Below are 23,459 nucleotides of genomic sequence, written 5' to 3' on the forward strand. Positions count from 1 at the left end.
CTTAGTTTAAACCATAGACTGGTTTCTTATGAGTAATTTCAGGAGGAGGTTTTACTTACAACCGGAATGTTTTGGCCTTTTTGGTCACTCTTTCTAAATAAGATATGTCCACCTCTATGCCTATCCCAGGAAGCGAAGGAACTTCTATCTCGCCATTCTCCAATCGAATACCAGGAGTGACGAGATCTTTTTCAAAGTATCGATCAGAACCGGATAGATCGCCCGGAATACTAAAATTCGGAAGAGAAGCTAAAGCTAAATTATGTGCTTTCGAAATACCGGATTCAATCATCCCTCCGCACCACACTGGCACATTTTCGTGCGCACAATAATCATGAATCTTTATCGCTGCGGTCAGGCCTCCGACCCGGCTGATTTTTACGTTAATGATCTGACAGCTCCCTAGTTGAATAGCCTGCATGGCATCATGAAAATTCATGACCGATTCATCCAGACAGACCGGCGTTTTCATCCTATTTTGTAATTGCTGGTGTAAAAAGAAATCACCTGCCTGAAAGGGCTGTTCAATCATTGTTAATCCACACTCATCAAGGGCCAGGATATGCTCTATGTCCTTTTCCGTATAGGCACCGTTCGCATCGATCATCAAAGGAAGATCAGGCGAGACCTGCTTAACTCGTTCAATCATCTCCAGCTCTTTTCCCTTATCCACCTTTAATTTATAACGCTCATACCCTTTTTCTTCTAACGCCTTTACACCTTCCGCTTCAGTGTCATTCAGACTAATGACAGCCCCCGCTTTTACATGTTTTTTTCTACCGCCAATCATTCCGCTAAGACTTTGTCCGGTCTGTTTTCCATAAAGATCCCAAAGCGCTCCTTCAACTCCGGCCTTAGCCATTGGATGTCCTTGGATTCCACTGAGTAGCTCTGGAAAATCAAAGGGGTGGCTGATTTCCTGAAAGTCGATCGTTGGAACAATACAATCAGAAATGATATGCCAGGCTGTCTGTATTGTTTCTGACGTATAGAACGGTTCAGCAAACGCCGTCACTTCTCCGTATCCCTTAATCCCTAAACGGTCCGCGACCTCTACAATAATTAATGGTCTTTGCTTGATCACCCCCTGATGCGTGCGAAAAGGAGAACGCAAAGGTAATTCCACTAAACGGAGCCCCATATACTCAATGTTCATGTTTACTCTCCTTCTCCAGTACAGGAAACAACTCTCGGCGCAGCAGCTTGTTAGAAGCGTTTCTCGGGAGCTGATTCAATATATGAAACTCTTTAGGTATTTTATATTTAGCCAACCTTTTTTCACAAAACTGTCTTAATGCTTCTTGATCAACCCTTCCACTATCTACGACGAGAAATGCGGCGGGGACCTCTCCCCATTGTTCATCTCTGACTCCTGTTACTCCAGCCTCAATGACCCCGGGATATCCGGCCAGCACACTTTCTATTTCAGCAGGATACACGTTTTCGCCACCAGAGATAATCATGTCTTTCACCCGATCAACCACATATAAGAAGCCTTCACTGTCTTGATATCCTAGATCCCCCGTTCGAAAATGAGCTTCTCCTCTTGGAGAACGATTATAATAGCCCGAAGACACCATCGGACCTTTAACAATGATTTCCCCAATTTCTTCCGGATTTTCACTGTCAATCCATAGCTGCGCAAGAGGTAATGGCTTTCCAGCAGAGCCTATTTTTTTACCGGCTGATTGGGGGGAGAGTGTTGCAATCTGAGATGAAGTTTCTGTCATACCATAAGTTTGGAAGACCGGAACTCTTTTATAAGCAGCTTCATGAAGAAGTGGTTCTGGTACAGGACCACCACCAAGCAACATGCACCTAAAATGCTCTGGGTAAGACTTACTGTCCAAGTCATTCAGCAGTCGCTGCATCATAACCGTTACAACTGAAATATGAGTCACGTCGTGTTCAATAATCGCCTCATTTATTTTATTTTCATCAAAGTCTTTCACCAAGTGGACCGTCATTCCATAGATTACACTTTTCATCAGGATAGAAAACCCACTTACGTGGAACATGGGTAAGCATAGCAGCCATTTATCCTTGCCGCCGAGCCCCAGGTTTAATGCAGAGCCAATCGCACTGTACCAATGGTTGCCATAAGTGTGCATTACAGCTTTAGGGCGGCCTGTGGTTCCAGAAGTGTACATCATCGTAAAGACTTGATCTAAGTCAAGTTCTTTCTTTAGATGAGCTATATCCGCATCGCCCAGCCTCTCCACTTTGTCCATTCTAAACATTGGAATATCAGGTGCCTCCGCTTCAGCAAGCACTTCTAAAGCTTTTCTTTCGGTCTGTTCCCCTGTTATTAAGAAGTTGACTTGAGCATCATTGAGTTGGTACACAAGTTCTTTCGGAGTAAGTCGTATATTTAACAATACAATGGTTGCGCCTACATAGCTTAACGCGTGAATGCAAACGGGGAAATCCCTGCTATTCTCGGCCAATAGTGCTACGTGGTGCCCAGATTCAATCCCTTTTTGCCGCAAAGATTCGGCCATTTGCAGGCTCTCTCTCCGTAATTCACTAAAACTCATATTAATTCCTTCCGGAGTCTCAAGCGCAATATGACCAGGGTTTAACTCGTTTTGTTTCTCTAACCAGTGCGGAATTTTTTCACCCATGACCATCTCTCCTCCTGTACTTGAATTCAAAAAGGGGCCTTCCCTTTTAAAATGGGATGCCCCTTCAAATCATGCCTATTCAGATGCTTCCATTAACGATCAAGGAAAACGAGGAAACTTATCGAATTCAGGTTTTCTTTTCTCTTTAAAGGCATCCCGGCCTTCTTTTGCTTCTTCAGTCTGGTAATACAACAACGTTGCGTCTCCACCCATTTGCTGCAAACCGGCTAATCCATCTGTATCTGCGTTGAAAGAAGCTTTCAGGAAACGAAGAGCAGTTGGGGATTTTTCAAGCATCTCTTTACCCCACTGAACTGTTTCCGCTTCCAGATCTTCTACAGGTACTACCGTGTTAACAAGACCCATATCTTCTGCCTCTTTAGCACTGTATTGACGGCACAGGTACCATATTTCACGGGCTTTCTTATGACCTACAATCCTAGCCAGCAGACCGGCACCATAGCCAGCATCAAAACTCCCTACCTTCGGACCTGTTTGACCGAAGACAGCATTTTCTGCAGCAATGGTTAAATCACATACAATATGTAATACGTGGCCGCCACCGATTGCATAACCAGATACCATAGCCACTACAGGTTTTGGAATAACCCGAATCAAGCGCTGCAGGTCAAGAACGTTTAAACGTGGAATATGGTCATCGCCTACATAGCCGCCGTGGCCTCTTACTTTCTGATCGCCTCCCGCACAAAAAGCTTCGTCTCCAGCTCCAGCCAGGACAATCACGCCAATTTTGGAATCATCGCGCGCATAAGCAAAAGCATCAATTAGCTCATGTACCGTCTGCGGCCGGAAAGCATTCCTTACTTCAGGACGATTAATCGTTATTTTAGCAATCCCTTCAAACGTATCATACAGAATATCTTCATATTCGCGTTCGCGAACCCAATCAAAAGTCATATTGACTTCCTCCTTCAAAAATTAATATGAAACCTAAAAGAACAAAACGCTTACATACAACACCAATTATATCATGAACTTCTCTACAATTTTAGCAAAAACTCGTGGTTTTTCCAGATGAACCGTATGACCGGCCCTTTCGACCTCTACCCATCTAGCGTTAGTTAACTTTTGCTCCATCAGCTGATTAATCGCACGGAATTTCTCATCCTGCTGCCCGGTGACAAGTAAAACGCTCGCCTTCACCTTGTTTAACTTCTTCCACCACGAGGGCTGAGTGCCTGTACCCATTCCTATTAAAGATTCAGCCAACCCTTCAGCAGAGTGACTTAAACGTTCTTCTCTTAAGATCCTCTTTCGCTTTTCAGGGAGGTATTTAAGACTATCAAACAGAGGAATTGTTTCCCAGTATTCTACAAAAGATTTTATACCTTTTTGAAGTAATAGATCTGCTAATTGCTGGTCCTTTCTCCGTCGTTCTATTTGTTCAACTTCTGAAGGCAGACCCGGAGAGGCACTCTCTAGAATTAAAGAGTTGACTTTGTCAGGATAAAGTAAAGCAAAAGATAATGCTGATCTTCCTCCAAGAGAGTAACCAAGAATATTTACATTCTCAACTCCCAGGTTCCCTAAAATCAAGGATAGATCGAAGCAGAATCTTTCCATGGATACGGTTCCGATCGGGCCTGTTCTAGCATGTCCAGGCAGTTCTATCTTTATGAGCCGGCAATCTCTATTCACATAATTCAAAAATTCATTAAATGTATGTGCACTTCCTGTAAAACCGTGCAGCATTAACCACACCGGGCCACTACCGGTGTCCTCAACCCAGTAACTTCGATCTTCCGCCTTTATAAACATTCATTTTCTCTCCAAGTTTCAATAGATTCCTCGATGCTCTGCCACTTAGCTTTATGAAAGGCCACATGATCTTCACGATTTGTAATGACTTCAACCACGAAAAGCCCATCGTAGCTGTAGCTTTCTGTTAGAGCTCTTTTGTATTCATCCCATGTCTCCGCTTTCCTATGAACGCCACCATACATCTCCACTATTTTGGAAAAGTCCAAATCAAGTGGGGTGCCGAACAACTCTTCAAAGTGTTGAGGATGATTTACTTGCGGGAGATAAGAGAAAATACCGCCCCCATTATTGTTGATTACCACAATTGTCATGGGCAGCCCTTTATGCCTGGCCATTAACATACCATTAAAGTCATGATAAAAAGACACGTCGCCCAGTAATAAAGTGGTTCTGCGCCCTGATACAGCTGAACCCAGCGCAGCAGAGAGAACTCCGTCAATTCCGTTAGCTCCTCGATTAGCAAGTACCTTTACTGATTTAGGGGTAGACATAAAGAAACTGTCCACATCCCTTATCGGCATGCTGTTTCCTACGAATAAATTAGAATCCTCAGGGAGAGCATCTGATAAATATACGACCGCATGCCCTTCATTCATTTGGTCTTCGGGTTCACTCAACATTTGATTTTTAGCTGTGCTGTTTAACTTATGCCATAGTTCCAGCCAATCGGTTTCATAGCTTCCTTCTAAAAAGTAGCTGGAAAGTCTAGTACAAAGGTTTGCTGGATCGCTCCATATAAACTGCGCGGTAATTCCTGCAGGTTCACGATAGCTTTTGTAGCTATCTACGATAAAGTGATCCACCTGTTTTTCAATTTTTTTCACCCATTTTAAATAAGCTTTTGAGACAGGCATAGCACCGAAGCGAAGAATATAATCGGGTTCAATTAGTTCTTGAATGCGTTCTGACTTCAGTAAAGCATCGTAATTTTCGATAATATTCCTTTTATCGTGCGCACCGGCTCTTAATTGAGATAACGGATCTGCCAGTATAGGAACCCCTAATCTAGAAGCAAGCATCGTTACATGGGGAGCAAGTTCTTCGTCTGCCTGTGGGCCGACCACAATCACCCCACGTTCATACCTCTTTAGCCGTTGAAATAGTTCTTCAAGTACTTCTTCCTGAAGACCGGGATTTCCTGAAACGGCACGGGGAATTGGTTTGACCCCTTCTCTCCAAAGCCCCTGCAGACTAAAATCAGGAACTAGTGGTTCACGGAAAGGCAGATTCAGGTGAACGGGCCCAGGGTGATTTCCAACCGCCTCTTCTACTGCTCTTGCAGCCTGACGCCTGGCATATATGTGCAGCCCTTCCTCAGGAACGGCTAAATCATGATACCATCTGACGTAGTTGCCAAACATATTTGTTTGATCAATAGCCTGTGGTGCACCGGTATCTCTGAGCTCATGCGGACGATCTGCTGTAAGGACCAGGAGAGGGACTCGGCTGTAATAGGCTTCTACAATAGCAGGGTAGTAATTAGCAGCTGCGGTCCCCGAGGTACATACAAGAGCCACTGGCTTATGTTGTTCTTTAGCAATCCCTAAGGCAAAAAAAGCCGCAGAGCGTTCATCAAGATGAACCCACTGGTTCATCTCAGGGTGCTCTGCAAGGGTCATGGCTAAAGGAGTTGACCTTGACCCGGGGGATATAACCACGTGCTCGACTCCCGAGAAGACAAGCTGGTCAACAAAGTGTGTCACATATTTGGTTAATGACTCCACATGTTCCATTAACATCCTCCTAAAACTGAGAGCATTGGCTTTAATTTTACATCCGTTTCCTCATACTCCGCCTCTGGATCTGAATCCTCTACAACACCACATCCTGCAAATAAGGAAGCCTTATCAGATTTTATTAAGGCCGAACGAATAGCAACGGCAAACTCCCCATTATTATGCATGTCAAACCACCCAACTGGCCCTGCGTACCATCCTCTGTTTAACTTTTCATTGGTGCGTATATAATCGACCGATTTTTTCTGCGGCATGCCGCCAAGAGCTGGAGTAGGATGAAGCCTTTCAATAACATCGAGCAGAGTGTATCCTTTCTCGAGTACTGCCGTTACCGGAGTATAGAGATGCTGAAGATTTTTCAAAGGATATAATACAGGTGCTTCCGGGATCTGAACGTTATAGCAACACGCTTCTACTGCATGGCGAATCATTTCTACAACAAATTGATGCTCCTGCCTGTTTTTAGGATCATATAACAGTTCTTCCCCCAGCTGCTCATCCTCTTCTTTTGATCTGCCGCGGCGGATCGTTCCGGCTAAGCAGGTGGAAACAAGCTGCTGGTTATCAAGTTTGGCCAGCCGCTCTGGTGTAGCTCCAACAAAATATTCTCCTTCGCTTTCAAAAGCAAAAATATAGCTATTAGGCTGTGTAGAAGCTAAGGCTGCAATCACTGCTGCGAGCTGGACAGGTTCATTGAACGTAATTCGTAGTTCCCTGGCAAGAACCACCTTATCTAAAAGACCTTTCTTGATATCTTCTGTTGCCTGCTCAATCGATTTCTTCCACCCAGATGGGTCAATCTCCTCTGACTCCTTTCTCACCGGCAGAACAAATGAATGACGACCAGAGTTCAGTAAGACTTCTCGATGGTCGGATAATTGCGTAATAATCTGCTGCTTGTGGTCTTCTGGAAAAATAAGAACATTCGTTGTCAGATAGGATTTAGAACCTTTATTGGTCAACAAAAAAGCAGGGATGGTCATTTGACTGTCAGGAAAAGATTCCCAGGGACCCTTCTCTTTCTGTTTGGAATCAAAACTAAAACCTCCGAGCGCAACGATACCCGTCCCCTTTTCATTAAATTCATCATAGATCGATGCGCTTTGCTGGATATTGTCCCACATGACCTGTATTTCACTAAAGCGGTTTTCTTTTCCAGCATACATTTTATGGGCCGAGCCGACAGCTACCATTGTAAAGTCTTCTTCTGCACTTCGCCAAAACAGACAATGGTTGTTTATGGAAGTTCCAGCATCCAGAAATTGAAATGGATCTGAAGGCTCTATTTGATCTACCACACTAATCAATTGTGGTTCTTTTTTTTCTTGAGCCTGATTTACGGCTTTTTCAATTATTTCATTTATTTGAGGTGCTTGAGTATGAAGCATCAAAATTCCTCCCATTCCTTAAGGGACGTCATAAAACCTATTAAAATGGCTTAAAAACCATTTATTAAGATTCAATAAAGCTTAATCTACCTCTATTTTATTCTCTTTTTTCCCTTGACTCAAGAATTGTCCACCCAATCTTACAGTTTGTTACATGTATTGACACTCAAGAAGTGTTTATCTAAACTTAATTTGTTATGATATGACTAGTTTAAGTACAAGGGAGAGGACATCTATGAGCTCTGTTCCAAATCAAAACATGAAAGCTTCCTTGAATGAACGTGAGGGTTTCCAGGTATGGTGGAGGCTGTTAAGACCTCATACCTTGACGGCTGCTTTTGTTCCCGTATTTGTCGGAACGATGCTTGCTGCAATGGAACAGCCGATTAAATTTGGGTTGTTTACAGCAATGTTATTAGCTTCTATCCTCATTCAAGCTGCAACAAACATGTTTAATGAATATTACGACTATGTAAGAGGATTGGACAACGAGAATTCCGTTGGCATTGGCGGAACCATTGTAAGAGATGGTATTAGCCCAAGAGTGGTACGTTCCCTCGCCATTGGTTTTTTTGTAATGGCTGCTTTGTTAGGCGTCTATATTTGCATCGCCTCGAGCTGGTGGATCGCTGTCATAGGACTGATTTCCATGCTTTTTGGATACTTGTACACAGGCGGTCCTTACCCCATTGCCTACACTCCATTCGGCGAATTGACAGCTGGTTTTTTTATGGGAACGATTATTGTAGGGATTAGTTATTATATCCAGCGTTTAACGATTTCATGGGAAGTTATCCTTGTCTCTATTCCTGTCGCTATATTTGTTGGAGCTATCCTGCTTGCTAACAACATTCGTGACAGAGTGGGCGATGCCGAGAATGGCAGGAAAACATTAGCTATATTATTTGGTCATCAAGGATCTATTCGTTTTTTGACTGCCCTATTCCTAATTGCGTATGGACTGACGATCGTACTGATTATCTTTAATATTTTACCCTATTGGTCGTTTATTACCTTATTCAGTTTAACGAAAGGTTATCAGGCTATTCAAGGATTTAAAGGAAAATCTCAGCCGCTTGAAATGATGCCTGCTATGGTAGCCACTGCAAAAACAAACACTATGTACGGAGTGCTTTTGGGTATTTCTTTGCTATTAGAGATTTCAATTCCTCTGGGATAACTAAACGGGATGGCTTCCAGCCATCCTTTTTCTATAGGTTTGACTCCTGAGGCAACGGGAAATATGAGGTAAAGGATGGATATCTAATGGAAAAATTAATAAAAAACACTCTTATGGAAACCTTAGGAATGGAAATTGAACATGCGGAAGCTCATTATGTTCAAATCCGCATGCCTGTGGATCACCGTACTCATCAGCCTATGGGCTTTCTACACGGCGGTGCAAGCGTAGCCTTAGCTGAAAGTGCCGCCAGTATAGGCGCTTACTTAAATGTGGATGAAAAAGAGCAGCAGATTTTCGGTATCGAAATTAATGCGAACCACATTAAAAGTATTCGCGAAGGATATGTGATCGGGAAAGCAGCGCCTATTCATATTGGGCGAAATACAATGGTCTGGGAAGTTAAGATCCTGAATGAAGCAGAAGAAACGATTTCGATATCCAGGTGTACCATTGGAGTAGTACCAGTAAAAAATAATTAAAAGGGGTCGATTTTACATGCTAACGGAAAACCAAAAAGAATCTTTTAAACAGCAGCTTTTAGAAATGAAAAAAGAAGCGGAAGAAGAGCTTGAGGAGTATAAAGATGATCGATTGAAAAACGACTACGAAAATGATGATACTGGAGAAATTTCGAGCGTTGCCGATCACCCGGGAAACTTGGGAACTGATCAATTCGAACGTGAAAAAGAACAGACATTTTATGAAAAATCCCGTGAGAAATTAATGGAAGTAAACGATGCTCTGCAACGAATGGAAGAAGATCGGTATGGATTAAGTGAGAAGTCAGGGGAGCCGATACCTTTAGAACGTTTAGAAGCTATGCCGACAGCCCGCTATCGCGTGGATGAAATTGAGGAAGGATAAAATTTATAATAAAAAAGCTGTCCAAAACGGACAGCTTTTTTATTATTCAGGCCGCTTTGGAAGAGCGAACGCTCTTTTGCTCGATCCACGGCTTTAACTTAATAAATAATGGCACAAACAAGGCCCCGATTATAATTCCCTTAATCGCATTGAATGGGAGAATTCCCGCTAAAATAGTAATCCATTTAACATTAGCACTCATGGTTTCCCACCCCATGAACCAACTGTATGCTGGTAAGATGAGAAAGTAGTTAAGTACACTCATCCCTGCCGCCATAATAACAGAACTGGCAACAATACCGGAAACTAATGATTTGGTTGACTTAAATTTGTGATAGACCATTGCTGCTGGGACCACAAACAGGACACCTGCTGCAAAATTAGCCACTACACCTACCGGGTCCGCAGCCCCTGTATAAATGAGATACAGCGTATTTTTTAATCCTTCTACGATCACTCCGGCTAATGGAGTAAAAAGAATAGCTGCAATTAGTGCAGGAATTTCACTAAAGTCTACTTTTAAATATTGAGGAAGCATAGGCAAAGGAAAATTAAGCAGCATTAAAACCATAGAAATACTTCCCATTAGAGCTAATATAATTAATTTAAGCAATTTTGATGATTGACCTGTATATTGGTTCATCATCGATCCCCTCCTTCATCTTTTTCATCGATTCACATCCCAGATGAAGGTGAACGTGCTCCCTATGTCCATAATAAAAACCCTAAAGCATACATAAAGGGGCTTTAGGGTGGATTAATTGTCCATAGGAAACAGTAGGTAAAATTAGATATACTTCTACCTGCTTCGCTCGACATCTTCTCCCATCCAGACTGTAACTGTCGGTCCCGGAGTTGCACCAGGTCCACCGTTTAGCATGATGCCAAACGGGTCACGGACTAAAAGCGTATATACGCTCATCACCGTCGGTCGGGAATTGCACCCTGCCCCGAAGATGGAATCGATATGTAATTGTAGTTTTATTTTATACAAAACCCTATGAAATGGCAACTCTTAAGTTTTTAATAGGATCATTTAAGGATTAATTAGGATTAATTTTGGTAGTTGTTGACGAGTTTCGTCAACAACTCGTCAACAAAAAAACGATGCTTAAATAAGCATCGTTTTTTTGTTGCTGCTGACATTCCTTCACGTACATGTTTATAAGTTCCAATTCTTCTTCTAAATGCTTTGTTCTCTTTTTATACTCTTCTTTCTCTTGTTGCACTCGGTATTCCACCAGCTCTAATTCCGTTATCGGGTGTTTATCAATTACAGTTTTCCAATTGGCTTCTCTAGGGGGGTGTTTTTATTCAAAATTTTTCTATAACTTAACCATTAAATTGCCTTCACTACAGAAAGACTCGAATCCAAGACAACTCTTACTGTTCTTTTACTTAAATACCTGTTAGCAAGCATTTGTGAGTAATCTAAATCTAACTAAGGAATTCATGGTAGATTATATATTATCTTGATAAAGAACCTCACCGTTATTATCGTAAATATATAATTCCAATTCATTATGAAGGTTCATGTTTTTTTCATTCTTATCATAAAACAATAAAAACCCCCGATTACCTTCTGTTGATTCAGCGACAGATTTTCCATCTTGAAACACAACTTCTACTTTATTTGCTTCCTTTAATAAGGTTTCATCATTCAAAATAACATAGACATGAGGACTCCCTGTACTTGTCATACCAAATTGTACCTTCCCATGACCGACACCCCATCCAGAGTAGTTTTCCATTAGTTCCTCATTATCTTTTGAAAGGTAATATACACCATTATTATACAAAATAACTGTTGAATTTTGAACTTCCTCTACTGCTAATGGCTCGATGTTTTTTTCTTGTATGAATTGATCAATTTCATTTTGTGATAACAATGTATATTTTGCTGTTCCATTACTATTCGCACAACCTATTGCAGATAATAGAAGCAATACAGAAAAAATAAATAAAGAAAAACGTATCATATTAACTACTCCTAAAAACTTTAATAATAGACCCTAAACTAACCAGCTCCGTCAGTTTAAAAGTTACATTCATCATAGCCTCTACGCATGTGTAAAAAGGAGTACACTTATAAAGCAATGTCCCCAATTTCGGAAAACTTGATTTCAAGATTTATTCGAATATACTTTTTAGTCAAATAAATCTTCATCTCTGTATGCTTGAGACCAATGATACGGCTGAACTTCTTCTAAAGTTTTGAAAAGTAATGGCACCTCGTAAGATGAAGATACCGCTCCCTTTACATCCCCCCAGTAAACCAATCTTTCCCGACAACCCTCACAATGTGTTAACACCATAAATTTTTCATTATCATCGTCTCTTACAACGCATATTGGATATGAATTTGTGTATTAAATTTTTGTGCTTACAAAATGGCCCTTGTGTCTACACATAACTCTGTAGAAGCTTTTAAGACCTCTGGAGCAACACTTGTCAAAATTTTTAATCATTAGTACACATTGCTGCAGTACCACCCCAGCCAGTAGGTTATCTTCTTTTAAACAACTCTTTGGCTGCTTGATATAATTCTTGTTTAATATCTAAATTTGTCCCACTAATGACTCTTACATAATTTTAACTTCTTATACCGTTAATAAATTTAACTCATCGTCAATTATAAAATTTACTACCCTTTCTACGTTAAAAGGCGAATACTATATTTAACAATCGCACCTAAAAGTTGGGTTTTTCTAAACTATTTCATGCCTTCTAATTACATGTCATTATAGTACCCCTTAAATTTCACCATAACTATAAGACTCAGTGCTGAGGTAGTAGAATGGATAAACATATCATCTATACTGTTGTCAAATAGCCCATATATAATTTATAAATCTTAGTTTTTCTCCATTCATTACAAATTCTTCATCACTCACTTCTAACTTCTTAAAGCCATTTTTCTCTAGTACTTTTTGTGAAGCAATGTTATGCTTCGTTGTCTTAGCTAAAACTTTTTCGAAACCATCTTTACTCAAATTTTCAAGGAAGATATGCAAAGCTTTGGATGCTATCCCTTGCCCCGTATGTTTTTCACCCACTCTATAACCTAGGTGACCTAAGTTTTGGGATCTGTCTAAGTCTACTAAGTTAATTCTTCCTAAGATTTCACCATTCGTTTTTCTTATCAGATAAAAGTAAGATGAATTTTGATTCTGTTCATCTAATAATTTTTTATGTCGTATCATGAAATTGTCAAAGTTATAATAATCATCACCTCGACTTGGTATCATTTTTTCGAAATATGTTCTATTTTCTTTTTCAAAATCGAAAAGTGCTTTCGCATCTTCATAACTTAATTTATCAACTGTTATATCCATTTAACCCTCCCCCATATTTCATTTAGTATTGGCTAGGAGCTATTCCTATCTTATTGTTGTAGAATAAGCCCAGTTACTTCAATAATCACCTTTAGTATATAACCCTCTCCCATCTCATCAGTAATTCTTCCTCGTTTGTCCTTTCATCTAATAATTTTTCTATTATTGCAAAACCATTCTTTAAATAAAAATTTACGGCTTGGCTATTTTTCTCGTACACCTTCAGTTGTATTATATTCATTTGGTTTTTCATATAATTTAATAAACCTTTTCCATATCCTTTTCCTTGATAATTAACATGAATAAATAAAGCAGCCAAATAGTTGTCAACCATTGATATAAAACCTACCACATCTTTTTCATCACTTATAACATAGGTTTCAGCCATTGGAAGATACTTTTCTTTCATTTCATTTCTCTGTGTTTCCCAATAATCTTTCTCAATAAAATCATGTGCTATTAAGGATCCTTCATACCATATATCGACCAATCTATTAAGTTCCGTTTCTTTACTTCTCCTAATGTTCATGTTGTCACCTCTCAAATTAAAATAAATTGTAACCTAAAATCGATTCAACAATTCATACGATTGAATAAGAAGTTTGTTTCGAGATAAATGCACTTTAATGTAAATATGCAACTTCACAATTCCATATGTTTATGTTTATCAATGTTGGTTACAAGAACTAACATTGATATTTTCTTCCATGAACTATGCCATGAAGTGCGACATGCTGGAAAAACAGACTATGTTACGAAAAGCATTTAGAAAACTAGAATAACGTGATGCAAATATTCCACTTTGTATATAGTATTACACGCTCACATGATTAAGAGATATAACCTAAACGATCCTGATCTTCTTGAAAAATGGAAAGAAAATTTTAATGTTTCTTAACATTTGAGTAAGTCTCATTGAAACACATACATCAGCAATCATTCTTTTGTACCAACTATGTTAAAAAGTCACATTAAGATATACGTAGGAGATGGAAGTTATCTCAAGTTGTCAAAGACATGGTGAGAATTCTTACTCGACAACGAAGCTGGATAAAACGCTAAGGGGAAACACATCCAAAAAAGAAGACGACCCGTATTGAAGAAAATTTATTAAAAACAAGATAAAAATAAAAGACAATCTAAGTCAAGTACTTGTGCCTGTTCCTTTACTAAGCGACAGGCACTGGCACTTTATTAAGAAACCTATGCTGGCGGTCTGGAAAAAAGCAAGGTGAAACCAAATAACAATTTGATCACTGCATCTACATACCCGATCACGTAGAAAGGGACAGAGGGATTGAGGTAGCCGTACGAAAGGACCCCAATCAAGATAGCAGCCAGAAGAACCATAAGCTTCCCATGGACAAACCCAAACGGAACAAAGTGAATCGCTACAGCTAAAAGGGCGCCTAACCATATCATTCTAAAATCCATTGAAGGGATAAAGTACCCACCCATGAAAAAGATAAGAATAAACATCAGGGTAATGGAGAGCTGGCTGATTTTCTTTTGAAAAAGCGATTCTGGTCCATAGGAAAGCTTTTGCTCTACGTATTTTGAATTGAGAATCAGTAGAAAGCCTGCACCAAAACCGATGACAAAAATAATGGGATGAACTAACCATTTTCCTCCCTTATAAATACTTAGTGTCAGCACGACGCCTATCCAAATTAACCATATTCCACATAATCTTTTGTTCAAAAATTGCAGCGGTTCATTTTTGTCATAACCCAGCTTATCTGCTAAGAAGGTCATCACTCCATTCCCTCCACTCTGAGACTATATCAACTCTTTCTACTAATATGATAACCTTCTAATCGCTTAAATAAGAACTCATCATTTTAATTTTGCTTCTACCGTATATATAGGATCCTCTTTTTCTTCCTGAAGGAGCTGTTCGTTTTCACCTTTAAGGTATTTGTCAAAAAGAGCTAAGATATACTGATTCATCACGCGGTGGTTCTGGTTTTTGTCATACCCGCTTTCCAGGATGGGCACCCAGTATGGCATATCAGAAAAACTGAAGTGATCTCCCTCCAGAAAGGTAATCTTATAGGAATCATCTTTTATCCCTGATTGGAACAGCGTATTGATGTTCTGAAGATTCTGTTCGGATAAAGCTTTGTATTCTTCTAGCGTCATTCCGTTCATCTTTAACTCTTCTTCTGATGGGATATATTCGTAGCTCGATTGGGCGATGAGGTTCATAAATGGCTTATTAAAGCCTTTCTCTACATCGCTTCCATATAAAGCCCCATCCATATTAGCTCCCACCTTAAAACGGGAATCCTCTGCCATTACTTTAGCTGCTGTAGCTCCTCCATAGGAATGACCGAACATTCCAACTTTCGATAAATCCAATGTGTTCTGAAAGCTGCTATCACTTTTTTCATTCCAATCTTGCAGCTGATTGAAAACAAAACTTGCATCTGCAGTTCTTGCGGCAATATTTTTGCTATGATTCATTCCTGAAAAGTCGGTTGCTGTGTACTTTGTTTGAACCTCTCTTCCGTCAGGGAACCTAGTGTAAGCAGACTCATAGGTGTGGTCTAGACTCACGACGATATACCCTTGGCTGGCCAGCTCTTCCATCTGGGAGTAGTTTTGCATACGAGTGCCCATGAAACCATGAGAAAATAATACAACAGGATAACCGTCTTCCTTTGGCAAAACTTCCGCTTCGCTGAGAGTATTTGTTTTGACCTGCTTTAAATGATCGAATAATAAGGATGGAAGACCGAAAAAGTTAACAGAGAGTGCTCCTGCAACTTCTTTATAAGGATAGGAAAGATATGTGTTATCCTGCCTCTCCGGACTTATTGCTGGATACCAGACACTTACCATCAATTCTCTTGGCTGGCCACCCTCCGTTCTCTCCTTATCCACCAACATTTCTGATTTCATCCCTACCTGGTATTCACCTGTAGGAGTAGGTAAAGTAAACACAGGGAGCAGGGAGCTGAGTGTGACGGTAATTCCAATATATAAGATAACTACAACAACCAGGCATGATAATTTCCACTTGCCCATGGCGTGCGATTCGTGATCCTTAAATTTTTTTCGTATCCAGCCTATAATAATGAAAACTTCAGCCAGGTAGGCCAATAGCATCTGTGTTCTATATCCTTCTAAAAACAAATGGGCACCCAAGATGATTATGGTAATAATAAACACTAGAGTTTTCCATTTTCTAAGAGGTTTATATAGCAGTGAAAGAAACCAGACAAGCTGTACGATCAATAAAATGATTTCTAATGCTCTCATATTTTTACTTCCTTTCTCCTTAATGATCTAAAGTGTTTTCCTTATGACTTGCTCACACTTATAAAACAAAAGTTACTACTTAGTGTGCTCAATAACAAAATAATTACCCTGTGCGACTCGGAAAATTTCCTGCAATTTCTTGATTGACAGGCGAATTCCCAGCTCCTTTCTTCATTTTCTCTACCTTGAATTATATAAATTAAAAGTCATAGACCCTAGTGTCCGCAGTCATGAGAAAAGTCACAATAAAATCGAGAGAGCTATAATAATTTTATTAAACAACTGGTAAAATAAAACTAGATGAGAATGGATGAGGTGATTTTATTGAAGAAAGGAGTTTCATGGGGTGCTTTTGACAAGACGGTGCTGGGGCTGCGTGCTATTTTTTTAATACTTGGGTTTTTATTTCTTTATGCAAATCATGAGAGATTAGATATGTCCATTCCTTTCCTTGTTTTATGGCTGTTAGCGTCCTTCTCCTTTCCTTTGTTTTTTTGGAGACCGGCTTATCTTAAGGCTCATTTCTTCTTTGTCACTGATTTTATTACAACTGGAGGGCTTTCTCTCTATTTAACCTATGAAGTCAATGAACTCGTTGGAGGAATGATTTTAACCTCCTTTATGACCGGTTACCTTTATAAAGGAAGAGCAACACTATGGGCTATAGTGGCTTCCCTTATTTTCTTTCCTGCTTTGGAAAGTATTTTAATTGAAAGCACTCTCGCTTTTATCTCGTCGATGATTAATTACACGCTCATGTTTGGAATTGGAATCAGCTTAAATATGGTTCTTCAGACACAAAGAGAACTCAAGGAGCAGCTGAGAAAAAATGAACAGCAGCAAGAAATGATCAAAGAAAAGAACGAGGCCCTTATCCAGTACGCGGAACAAGTGGAACGTTTAACTTTGTTAGAGGAACGCAGTCGAATGTCACGGGAACTGCACGATACAATCGGCCATACACTGACGTCTTCTATTATGGGGTTAGACGCTGTGAAACTCTTAATATCTTCAGATAAAGGTAAAGCCATACAAAAAGTTGGCCGATTGCGGGATGTGTTAAATAGAGGACTGGATGAAACGAGAAAAAATATTCATGATCTGGACCCGGGTAGTCAGAAAGAAATAAAGCTGGCTGAGCAACTAAGAGAAATGTGCGAAGATTTCGCCTCACATACGGATACACAAGTAACTTTCACTGTAACGGGTGTGGTGTTTCCTATAAGCGAGACTCACAAAAGGACACTCACCCGCAGTTTACAGGAATCCCTGACTAACGCCGTCAGACATGGGGAAGCCACCATTATAAGTGTAAACTTAAGCTATGAGGCTGATGGGTTAAATTTAACGATTGTTGATAACGGCTCTCCTGGGGCAGAGGCAAAGCACGGATTTGGACTGCGTGGTATGGAGGAAAGGCTACTAACTTTGAACGGCTCTTTAGATGTATCTTTTTCCGATGAAGGAACCACAGTCACATGCACCATACCCATGAAGGGAAGTGAAAGGGCTTATGATTAAGCTGCTTATTGTTGAAGATCAGACGCTGACGAGAGAAAGTCTGAACATCATCCTAGATATGGATGAACATATCGAAGTCATCGGGCAATCAGAAGACGGAAAACAAGCGATAGAATTTTGCGTTAATAATAAACCTGACCTCATTCTTATGGACATTCACATGCCAAATATGGATGGAGTAACTGCCACAAAAGCTATTAAAGAACGCTGGCCTGAGATTAAAATCATTATGCTGACTACTTTTGAAGAAACGAATTATGTTATACAGGCCCTAAAATCAGGAGCAGAAGGATACCTTCTAAAAGCCATCCTGCCGGAAGACCTTATCTTAGGAATTAGGTTGGTGCACAAAGGCGGAACCCTTATCCCTCAGGGAATAGCTCAAACTTTACTATCAAAATTACCGGAGCAAAACCGTATTCTGGAGAATCATCAGGATAAAAACGATAAAACTCTTACACCGAGAGAAGTAGAAATTCTTTATGAAGTCTCACTAGGGTTAACGAATAAAGATATTGCAGAGAAATTATTTCTCACAGAAGGTACGGTAAAGAATTATATCTCCAATATCTATTCTAAATTAGAAGTGAAAGATCGGATAAACGCCGTAAAAACCGCATTCGAAAAGAATTTGATCTAACCCCTCTAAAGATAAAAAATAGCGCAACGTAGAGTAGGGCTATTGGCCCTTCTCTTATAGAACCTGCTGAATAGGTCAGTTCATAGCTTTTAAGTGACACTGTTTTCCGCTGTGTACATACATTTAAATGAACTAGGTGTGCCAACTTTTTGATCCACCTTCGCCATAATAATTAAGACATTTGAGACAGTGCTGCCACCCCCTGAAATTCAAGCTATCTCAGCACGTTTTTTAATTGGAGAAACTTACTCTAGTCTGGATGCGGCATCGTGACTTTTCCTGACTGTTGCTTAGCAGATAGGAATGTGCTTAGAGGCTCCTAATCAATTGACTTAGTGACATCTCTCTACTATTTAAAGCAGGAGTAGGAGTTAGGAAATTCAGAAATTATAAGACAAAGGAAATATAAACTCACCGTGTTTATTTACGCACATTACTGAAAACATGGAAGAAAAAGCCTCCCAAAAGTTCAGTGAACTTTGAGAGGCTCTTTAGATTTATAGCGTTTTTCTAGCAGGTGTGTCAAAAGTATGTCATTTTGACTTTTGGGATGAAGCTAAACTCTTGATATCATGGGTGCATGATTCCATCACGTCGCCCATTCACTGTATTAAATAAATAGTAGAAGATAAGACGTAAGAAGCCCTAAATAATCGGTGTTCCAACTTTACGTTATTAACACGAGATCAAATAGGATATATGTAATTATGAATAAAATCCAGGCAATATCCAGTCAGAAGTGCAGCCAAATTTACATTAAATTGTGACCCAAAAGCGACTTCCACTCTGTCAAAGTGAATGTCCCTGTATGAACGTTTCCAAAACTCTTGTAATAAATACTGTTATGTCATCTTTTATGAAAGCCCAATAGGAATAAATATGCCCATCTTATATTAAATTTGGCGAGTTTGGTCCACCATTGGTCCACTTTTGTCCACTAAATAAACGATTTACGATCAACAGCTTAGAAGGCTGCTGGAGTTACACTAATCAGGTAGTACTTAACCTCTTAAAACATATGGCCATCCCAATCGTTATTTTCAACAACTTAAGTCACTGAAATGAGGTAGAAATGATTTTCCCAGAAGAATACATTACCGCTACAATCAATGGAGATGTGCTAACAGTCTACGTGGACGGCGTAAGCTATGAATACATTAATCAGTAACTAAATGGCACCTACAAGGGTGTCTTTTTTTTTAGGAGGTGAATAATCCATGTTTGAAAAGATTCAATCTCACTTAGGTGATATTATTATCAAAGACTTTGCTCAGCATTTGGTGCTTCCTCTTCCAAAAGAAATTACATCATTTAAGGAGTAGGGCGAAATCATTGTAATTTCAGGGAAAGACAGCCTTGCTGTAGTCTTACTGATTCTATATAGATATCAGGTACCAAAAGAAAAAGTCCACCGTTGATTGAGCTAGCAAAATGTTGGCATTATATAAGCAAACATATTACTAACAGGTAAAAAACTCACCTAGTTAAGAATGAGTTTATAAATAAACCTTCTAAGACTTTCGTACTGTTATTTTTAGAATAGTGAGAAAATATTGAAAACTAAAAAGAAAAACTTTACATTTATAGTAGCTCTTACCATAAAAGGTTAAAAATAGGAAAAGGAGGTAAAAGTTTAAAAGAAGGAAGGGCAATACTAACTATAAAGGGAGCTGAATAGAGTGAAGAAGATTTATTTTATGGTAGCAGTAACTGTTCTTTTTTTTACGGCATTTACGCAAACGGTTGCACTAGGGTCGGTTTCAAAGCAGAAATCAGATGAGGTTTCAGAATGGGCGAAAGATGATGTCATTTATGAAGTAAATGTCAGACAGTACACAGAAGAAGGTACTTTTGAAGCGTTTGAAAAGCATCTTCCCCGGCTCCAAGAGTTGGGGGTAGATATTCTTTGGTTTATGCCGGTTTACCCAATCTCTGAAGAGAACCGAAAAGGAACTTTGGGTTCTTATTATTCAATTCAAGATTATACAGCGATTAACCCTGAATTTGGAACAATGGAGGATTTTGAACAGTTAGTTCAAAGAGCCCATGATATGGGGTTTAAAGTCATGCTGGATTTTGTTCCTAACCATACGGGGTGGGATCACGATTGGATCTCCGAGCATCCTGAATGGTATATCCAGAATGAAGATGATGAGATTGTGCAGCCACCGGGCACAGATTGGACGGATGTTGCCCAGTTAGACTATGAAAACAAAGAAATGCGTAAAGCAATGATTGAAGAAATGAAGTTCTGGGTGGAAAAAGCAGACGTTGACGGTTATCGGATGGATGTTGCAGGACGAGTACCAGCAGATTTCTGGGAAGATGTCAAAAAAGAACTAGACGAGGTTAAACCAATTTATATGTTAGCGGAAGATAGTGAAAACCTTAACCTTTTGGAAGAGAGTTTTGATGCTAACTATGGCTGGCCTTTTCTCGGTAATGCTATCGGAGTAGCAAACGGCGAAAACTCGGCAGAAGACATTCGTACTTATATTTCAGACGTAGAGGAAACGTATCCTGAAGGGACTTACCCAATGCATTTCCTTACGAATCATGATGAGAATTCATGGAACGGAACAAATGAAGATCTTTACGGTGAAGCAAACGAAACCCTGGCAGCTTTAACCTTTACTATGCCGGGAATGCCGCTTATATACTCCGGAGAAGAAGCAGGATTGGACAAGATGCTTGAATTTTTTGAAAAGGACGAAATCAACTGGAACAACTTGTCTATGCAAAAGTATTACGAGGAATTAATTGATCTTAAAAAAGAAAATCCAGCCCTTTGGAATGGAAGCTACGGTGGAGATGTTAACTTTTTAGAGAGCTCGAACGATGATATTTTAGCATTTGAGAGAGAAAAGAATGGCAATAAAGTAGTAGTGGTAATGAATCTAACAGAAAATGAGGAGTCTACTACTCTTAAGCCTAGATCTTCATCAGGTAAGTATACGTCTTATTTCTCTGATTCTGACTTTATTCTGCGTGGTAAACATACTCTTGATCTAGAACCATGGGAATTTAAGATCCTTGTGCAGGATAAACAAGAAGGCGGCGAATTGCCGGACACTTCATCTTCCCTTCCGCTTGGAATGTTAGCAGGGTTGGGTGTAGCGATGGTTGGTGCCATTGGCCTCAGTATTCGTAAGACAAAATCTCAAAGGTAAATAAAATTGACATCATTTGAAATCAATAGCCGGCCTCTTATTATGTGAGGCTGGCTTTTTCTAAATTATAAATTCTTCTTCATGTATTGAGATATTCCTCTTTGTTTGGTTGAGCAGGCCAAAAGGGTTTGACTGCCTTTGCTAGTATAGAACTTTTCTTTCACGATCAGTTAGAAAGGGGGAACTCTCATAACGATAATGGACTCAGTACGGAAAAGCAGATCCGAACTCTTCACATTTCTATAGACTTTCTTTATCACCCCCATCCATTTCCTTTATCCTACTAACTAAAACCGTAAATATATTCAATAAATAGTTTCCATTAAACAACAATGGACAAATAAAAATGACTAAAACAATTAACCTGTATCTGCTAGAGAATTTGAGATTGATTATCTTGTCCAATAACCATTATTTCAAAATCAACCCTTTGCCATTTGAATCTCTTACAAATTTAAGAATAAAAGAAAAGTCTCTCAAAAGTATATAAACTCTTGGGAGGCTTGTAAATTTAGTTGACGATATTATAAACCAGTCAAAATCCAGTCAATTCATAATTTAAAGGACTTCTACGCTGCCAGTCACGACTACCACTTTTGATCACTACCGAGAGAGACCCACAAAAGTTGACATTTGAACGCTTTTGGGGTACGTATGATACATAGCGATGAAATAATGTGAAACCCTAAACAACCTTTAACAGTATTAAGTACTTCCTATACGAATGGAGATGGAGCAAGAATAATAAAATTCTGCCCCAAGCGGGGTTATGAAAGTTATGACGAGTTTCTTCATTATAATGTGGCGAAGATTAACGCACGAAAAAACCCACTCTTTGATTGAGTGGGTTTTGGATATTATCGTAGCAGTTCAAGAACTCCTTGAGGTTGTTGGTTGGCTTTAACAAGCATAGCTTGAGAAGCCTGATCCAAAATAGATGATTTCGTTTGGTGCATTATCCCCTTTAGCCATGTCTACATCACAACGCTCCTGGATGTTTGTCTATTTATCTTTCAATTAGCCAGTTTTTAGCCAGTATTTTAAAAATAAAGAGCCCTCAAGTTTAGAGGGCTCTAAAAAACTTCACCCTTAATAACTCACTAAACTGAATGGAAGTATTAATTTCATCCTCTATATCTTAGTGAACGGTCGTTTCCAGCTAAAACCCCCCACTCAGTCTCGTGCATTTCGGGCTGAGTAGTGCGCAATACTTTGTTATTAAAGAAAGAATCAACTATAAACGCGCGTGTACTCAGAAGATAAAAGGATTCCAAAAATGATCAGAAGTTATCTTTGACTGTTTCGTAAGACATCACATCCGCATAGACACCATCGAGTACTTCCAAAGAATGATGATTCAGTTCCTCAGTTAAGGCTGCCACACCTTCTTCCGGAACATACATTTGATAACCCTTATCAGCACCGTCTCTGACCGTCGTTTCAACGCACTCATTGGTCAGAACACCAACAACAACGAGCTGCTCAATTCCCAAATTTCGAAGCACATAATCGATGTTTGTACTATTGAAGACCCCAGAAGCCGTTTTGGTGATTATGATTTCATTTTCTAGAGGTGCAACCTCTTCGATAAATTCGGCTTCCTTTGATCCCTTCTCCACAAAACAACCGATTCGCTGATGCTCAAGGCTACGATCCCTGCCATCATTAGTCATGGATTCAATCTTCACATGTATTACTTCTTGCTCTTGCTCCCTGAAAATTTTTTGCAGTTTCTTAACAGTAGGGAAGACCTGGTCCTCTAATCGATTAAAATAATAAGCATATTCTTGATCCTCATGTGAAACGTCTTGAAAGAAACCATATCCAGGAGCAGCATCATAATATTGTAAGTCTATACAAAGTAATGCAACTTTTCCTTCTATTAAAGGGTTCGACTTATAGTCTTCATACAACGTTTGCGATGGATTACGCATGGTAGTAACACCTCCAAG

19 protein-coding genes, 1 pseudogene and 1 riboswitch are annotated in these 23,459 nt (G+C 39.6%); of the genes and pseudogenes, 6 read left to right on the forward strand and 14 right to left on the reverse strand.

Annotated features, from left to right (window positions below):
• Window positions 1-55: 55 nt before the first annotated feature.
• From menC to ACTWPM_RS11865, 6 genes are all read right to left on the reverse strand, one after another.
• Window positions 56-1,156 carry an o-succinylbenzoate synthase gene (menC, locus tag ACTWPM_RS11840; RefSeq protein ID WP_443133249.1) on the reverse strand — a complete coding sequence of 367 codons (1,101 nt, stop codon included), beginning with the start codon at window positions 1,154-1,156 and terminating at the stop codon, window positions 56-58.
• On the reverse strand, window positions 1,146-2,624 hold the full coding sequence (locus tag ACTWPM_RS11845) for an o-succinylbenzoate--CoA ligase (RefSeq protein WP_443133250.1): 1,479 nt from the start codon (window positions 2,622-2,624) through the stop codon (window positions 1,146-1,148). The genes menC and ACTWPM_RS11845 overlap by 11 nt, the downstream gene beginning before the upstream one ends.
• A 99-nt stretch (window positions 2,625-2,723) precedes the next feature.
• On the reverse strand, window positions 2,724-3,542 hold the full coding sequence (gene menB, locus ACTWPM_RS11850) for a 1,4-dihydroxy-2-naphthoyl-CoA synthase (protein ID WP_443133251.1): 819 nt from the start codon (window positions 3,540-3,542) through the stop codon (window positions 2,724-2,726).
• A 66-nt stretch (window positions 3,543-3,608) separates the two neighbouring features.
• Window positions 3,609-4,403 (reverse strand): 2-succinyl-6-hydroxy-2,4-cyclohexadiene-1-carboxylate synthase, encoded by a 795-nt coding sequence (gene menH, locus ACTWPM_RS11855; protein WP_443133252.1) that lies wholly within the window; start codon window positions 4,401-4,403, stop codon window positions 3,609-3,611.
• A complete protein-coding gene (menD, locus tag ACTWPM_RS11860) occupies window positions 4,394-6,139 on the reverse strand; it encodes a 2-succinyl-5-enolpyruvyl-6-hydroxy-3-cyclohexene-1-carboxylic-acid synthase (RefSeq protein ID WP_443133253.1) in 1,746 nt (581 codons plus the stop codon). The genes menH and menD overlap by 10 nt, the downstream gene beginning before the upstream one ends.
• Window positions 6,139-7,530 carry an isochorismate synthase gene (locus ACTWPM_RS11865; protein ID WP_443133254.1) on the reverse strand — a complete coding sequence of 464 codons (1,392 nt, stop codon included), beginning with the start codon at window positions 7,528-7,530 and terminating at the stop codon, window positions 6,139-6,141. Before ACTWPM_RS11865 ends, menD begins: the two co-directional genes overlap by 1 nt.
• Before the next feature lie 235 nt (window positions 7,531-7,765).
• Between ACTWPM_RS11865 and ACTWPM_RS11870 the strand changes: the two genes are divergently transcribed.
• The 3 genes from ACTWPM_RS11870 to ACTWPM_RS11880 all read left to right on the forward strand — a co-directional run bounded on the left by ACTWPM_RS11870 (window position 7,766) and on the right by ACTWPM_RS11880 (window position 9,577).
• Complete coding sequence (locus tag ACTWPM_RS11870; RefSeq protein ID WP_443133255.1) at window positions 7,766-8,710, forward strand: 1,4-dihydroxy-2-naphthoate polyprenyltransferase; 945 nt, start codon at window positions 7,766-7,768, stop codon at window positions 8,708-8,710.
• An 86-nt stretch (window positions 8,711-8,796) separates the two neighbouring features.
• Window positions 8,797-9,192 carry a hotdog fold thioesterase gene (locus tag ACTWPM_RS11875; protein ID WP_443124413.1) on the forward strand — a complete coding sequence of 132 codons (396 nt, stop codon included), beginning with the start codon at window positions 8,797-8,799 and terminating at the stop codon, window positions 9,190-9,192.
• Window positions 9,193-9,208: 16 nt separating this feature from the next.
• Window positions 9,209-9,577, forward strand: a complete 369-nt coding sequence (locus ACTWPM_RS11880; RefSeq protein ID WP_443133256.1) for a hypothetical protein — start codon at window positions 9,209-9,211, stop codon at window positions 9,575-9,577.
• 46 nt (window positions 9,578-9,623) lie between these two features.
• Here the strand turns inward: ACTWPM_RS11880 and ACTWPM_RS11885 are convergent, their stop codons facing one another.
• The 6 genes from ACTWPM_RS11885 to ACTWPM_RS11910 all read right to left on the reverse strand — a co-directional run bounded on the left by ACTWPM_RS11885 (window position 9,624) and on the right by ACTWPM_RS11910 (window position 16,176).
• On the reverse strand, window positions 9,624-10,223 hold the full coding sequence (locus tag ACTWPM_RS11885; protein WP_443133257.1) for an ECF transporter S component: 600 nt from the start codon (window positions 10,221-10,223) through the stop codon (window positions 9,624-9,626).
• Window positions 10,224-10,390: 167 nt separating this feature from the next.
• Window positions 10,391-10,539: riboswitch (FMN riboswitch) on the reverse strand.
• A gap of 498 nt (window positions 10,540-11,037) precedes the next feature.
• Window positions 11,038-11,556 carry a hypothetical protein gene (locus ACTWPM_RS11890; protein WP_443133258.1) on the reverse strand — a complete coding sequence of 173 codons (519 nt, stop codon included), beginning with the start codon at window positions 11,554-11,556 and terminating at the stop codon, window positions 11,038-11,040.
• 846 nt (window positions 11,557-12,402) lie between these two features.
• The gene (locus tag ACTWPM_RS11895; RefSeq protein WP_443133259.1) at window positions 12,403-12,912 is read right to left on the reverse strand and encodes a GNAT family N-acetyltransferase; all 510 of its coding nucleotides are present in this window, start codon (window positions 12,910-12,912) and stop codon (window positions 12,403-12,405) included.
• A gap of 91 nt (window positions 12,913-13,003) precedes the next feature.
• Window positions 13,004-13,441 carry an N-acetyltransferase gene (locus ACTWPM_RS11900; protein ID WP_443133260.1) on the reverse strand — a complete coding sequence of 146 codons (438 nt, stop codon included), beginning with the start codon at window positions 13,439-13,441 and terminating at the stop codon, window positions 13,004-13,006.
• Between the two features lie 674 nt (window positions 13,442-14,115).
• Window positions 14,116-14,667, reverse strand: coding sequence for a DUF6609 family protein (locus ACTWPM_RS11905; RefSeq protein WP_443133337.1), 552 nt, complete (start codon window positions 14,665-14,667; stop codon window positions 14,116-14,118).
• Between the two features lie 81 nt (window positions 14,668-14,748).
• Window positions 14,749-16,176 (reverse strand): alpha/beta hydrolase family protein, encoded by a 1,428-nt coding sequence (locus tag ACTWPM_RS11910; RefSeq protein WP_443133261.1) that lies wholly within the window; start codon window positions 16,174-16,176, stop codon window positions 14,749-14,751.
• A 324-nt stretch (window positions 16,177-16,500) separates the two neighbouring features.
• Here ACTWPM_RS11910 and ACTWPM_RS11915 point away from each other — a divergent pair, with 324 nt between their 5' ends.
• From ACTWPM_RS11915 to ACTWPM_RS11925, 3 genes are all read left to right on the forward strand, one after another.
• Window positions 16,501-17,697, forward strand: coding sequence for a sensor histidine kinase (locus ACTWPM_RS11915; RefSeq protein ID WP_443133262.1), 1,197 nt, complete (start codon window positions 16,501-16,503; stop codon window positions 17,695-17,697).
• Window positions 17,690-18,337: a response regulator gene (locus ACTWPM_RS11920; protein WP_443133263.1), complete on the forward strand. Its 648-nt coding sequence runs from the start codon at window positions 17,690-17,692 to the stop codon at window positions 18,335-18,337. Before ACTWPM_RS11915 ends, ACTWPM_RS11920 begins: the two co-directional genes overlap by 8 nt.
• Before the next feature lie 1,679 nt (window positions 18,338-20,016).
• A complete protein-coding gene (locus ACTWPM_RS11925) occupies window positions 20,017-21,507 on the forward strand; it encodes an alpha-amylase family glycosyl hydrolase (protein ID WP_443133264.1) in 1,491 nt (496 codons plus the stop codon).
• An 857-nt stretch (window positions 21,508-22,364) separates the two neighbouring features.
• Here ACTWPM_RS11925 and ACTWPM_RS11930 read toward each other — a convergent pair.
• Both ACTWPM_RS11930 and ACTWPM_RS11935 read right to left on the reverse strand, forming a co-directional pair.
• Window positions 22,365-22,488: pseudogene (locus ACTWPM_RS11930) on the reverse strand (flagellin); the annotation flags it as partial.
• 299 nt (window positions 22,489-22,787) lie between these two features.
• Complete coding sequence (locus ACTWPM_RS11935) at window positions 22,788-23,441, reverse strand: cysteine hydrolase family protein (RefSeq protein ID WP_443133265.1); 654 nt, start codon at window positions 23,439-23,441, stop codon at window positions 22,788-22,790.
• Window positions 23,442-23,459 lie beyond the last annotated feature (18 nt).

Origin of the sequence: Halobacillus sp. K22 (assembly GCF_052246795.1) — a bacterium.
Taxonomy (GTDB): Bacteria; Bacillota; Bacilli; order Bacillales; family Halobacillaceae; genus Halobacillus.

Coding starts and splice junctions, on each gene's coding strand:
- ACTWPM_RS11870 (WP_443133255.1), top strand. CDS start 7,766: ATGAGCTCTGTTCCAAATCAAAACATGAAAGCTTCCTTGAATGAACGT.
- ACTWPM_RS11880 (WP_443133256.1), top strand. CDS start 9,209: ATGCTAACGGAAAACCAAAAAGAATCTTTTAAACAGCAGCTTTTAGAA.
- ACTWPM_RS11905 (WP_443133337.1), bottom strand. CDS start 14,667: ATGACCTTCTTAGCAGATAAGCTGGGTTATGACAAAAATGAACCGCTG.
- ACTWPM_RS11935 (WP_443133265.1), bottom strand. CDS start 23,441: ATGCGTAATCCATCGCAAACGTTGTATGAAGACTATAAGTCGAACCCT.
- ACTWPM_RS11845 (WP_443133250.1), bottom strand. CDS start 2,624: ATGGGTGAAAAAATTCCGCACTGGTTAGAGAAACAAAACGAGTTAAAC.
- ACTWPM_RS11900 (WP_443133260.1), bottom strand. CDS start 13,441: ATGAACATTAGGAGAAGTAAAGAAACGGAACTTAATAGATTGGTCGAT.
- ACTWPM_RS11920 (WP_443133263.1), top strand. CDS start 17,690: ATGATTAAGCTGCTTATTGTTGAAGATCAGACGCTGACGAGAGAAAGT.
- ACTWPM_RS11895 (WP_443133259.1), bottom strand. CDS start 12,912: ATGGATATAACAGTTGATAAATTAAGTTATGAAGATGCGAAAGCACTT.
- ACTWPM_RS11865 (WP_443133254.1), bottom strand. CDS start 7,530: ATGCTTCATACTCAAGCACCTCAAATAAATGAAATAATTGAAAAAGCC.
- ACTWPM_RS11885 (WP_443133257.1), bottom strand. CDS start 10,223: ATGATGAACCAATATACAGGTCAATCATCAAAATTGCTTAAATTAATT.
- menH (WP_443133252.1), bottom strand. CDS start 4,403: ATGTTTATAAAGGCGGAAGATCGAAGTTACTGGGTTGAGGACACCGGT.
- menD (WP_443133253.1), bottom strand. CDS start 6,139: ATGGAACATGTGGAGTCATTAACCAAATATGTGACACACTTTGTTGAC.
- menC (WP_443133249.1), bottom strand. CDS start 1,156: ATGAACATTGAGTATATGGGGCTCCGTTTAGTGGAATTACCTTTGCGT.
- ACTWPM_RS11890 (WP_443133258.1), bottom strand. CDS start 11,556: ATGATACGTTTTTCTTTATTTATTTTTTCTGTATTGCTTCTATTATCT.
- ACTWPM_RS11875 (WP_443124413.1), top strand. CDS start 8,797: ATGGAAAAATTAATAAAAAACACTCTTATGGAAACCTTAGGAATGGAA.
- ACTWPM_RS11910 (WP_443133261.1), bottom strand. CDS start 16,176: ATGAGAGCATTAGAAATCATTTTATTGATCGTACAGCTTGTCTGGTTT.
- menB (WP_443133251.1), bottom strand. CDS start 3,542: ATGACTTTTGATTGGGTTCGCGAACGCGAATATGAAGATATTCTGTAT.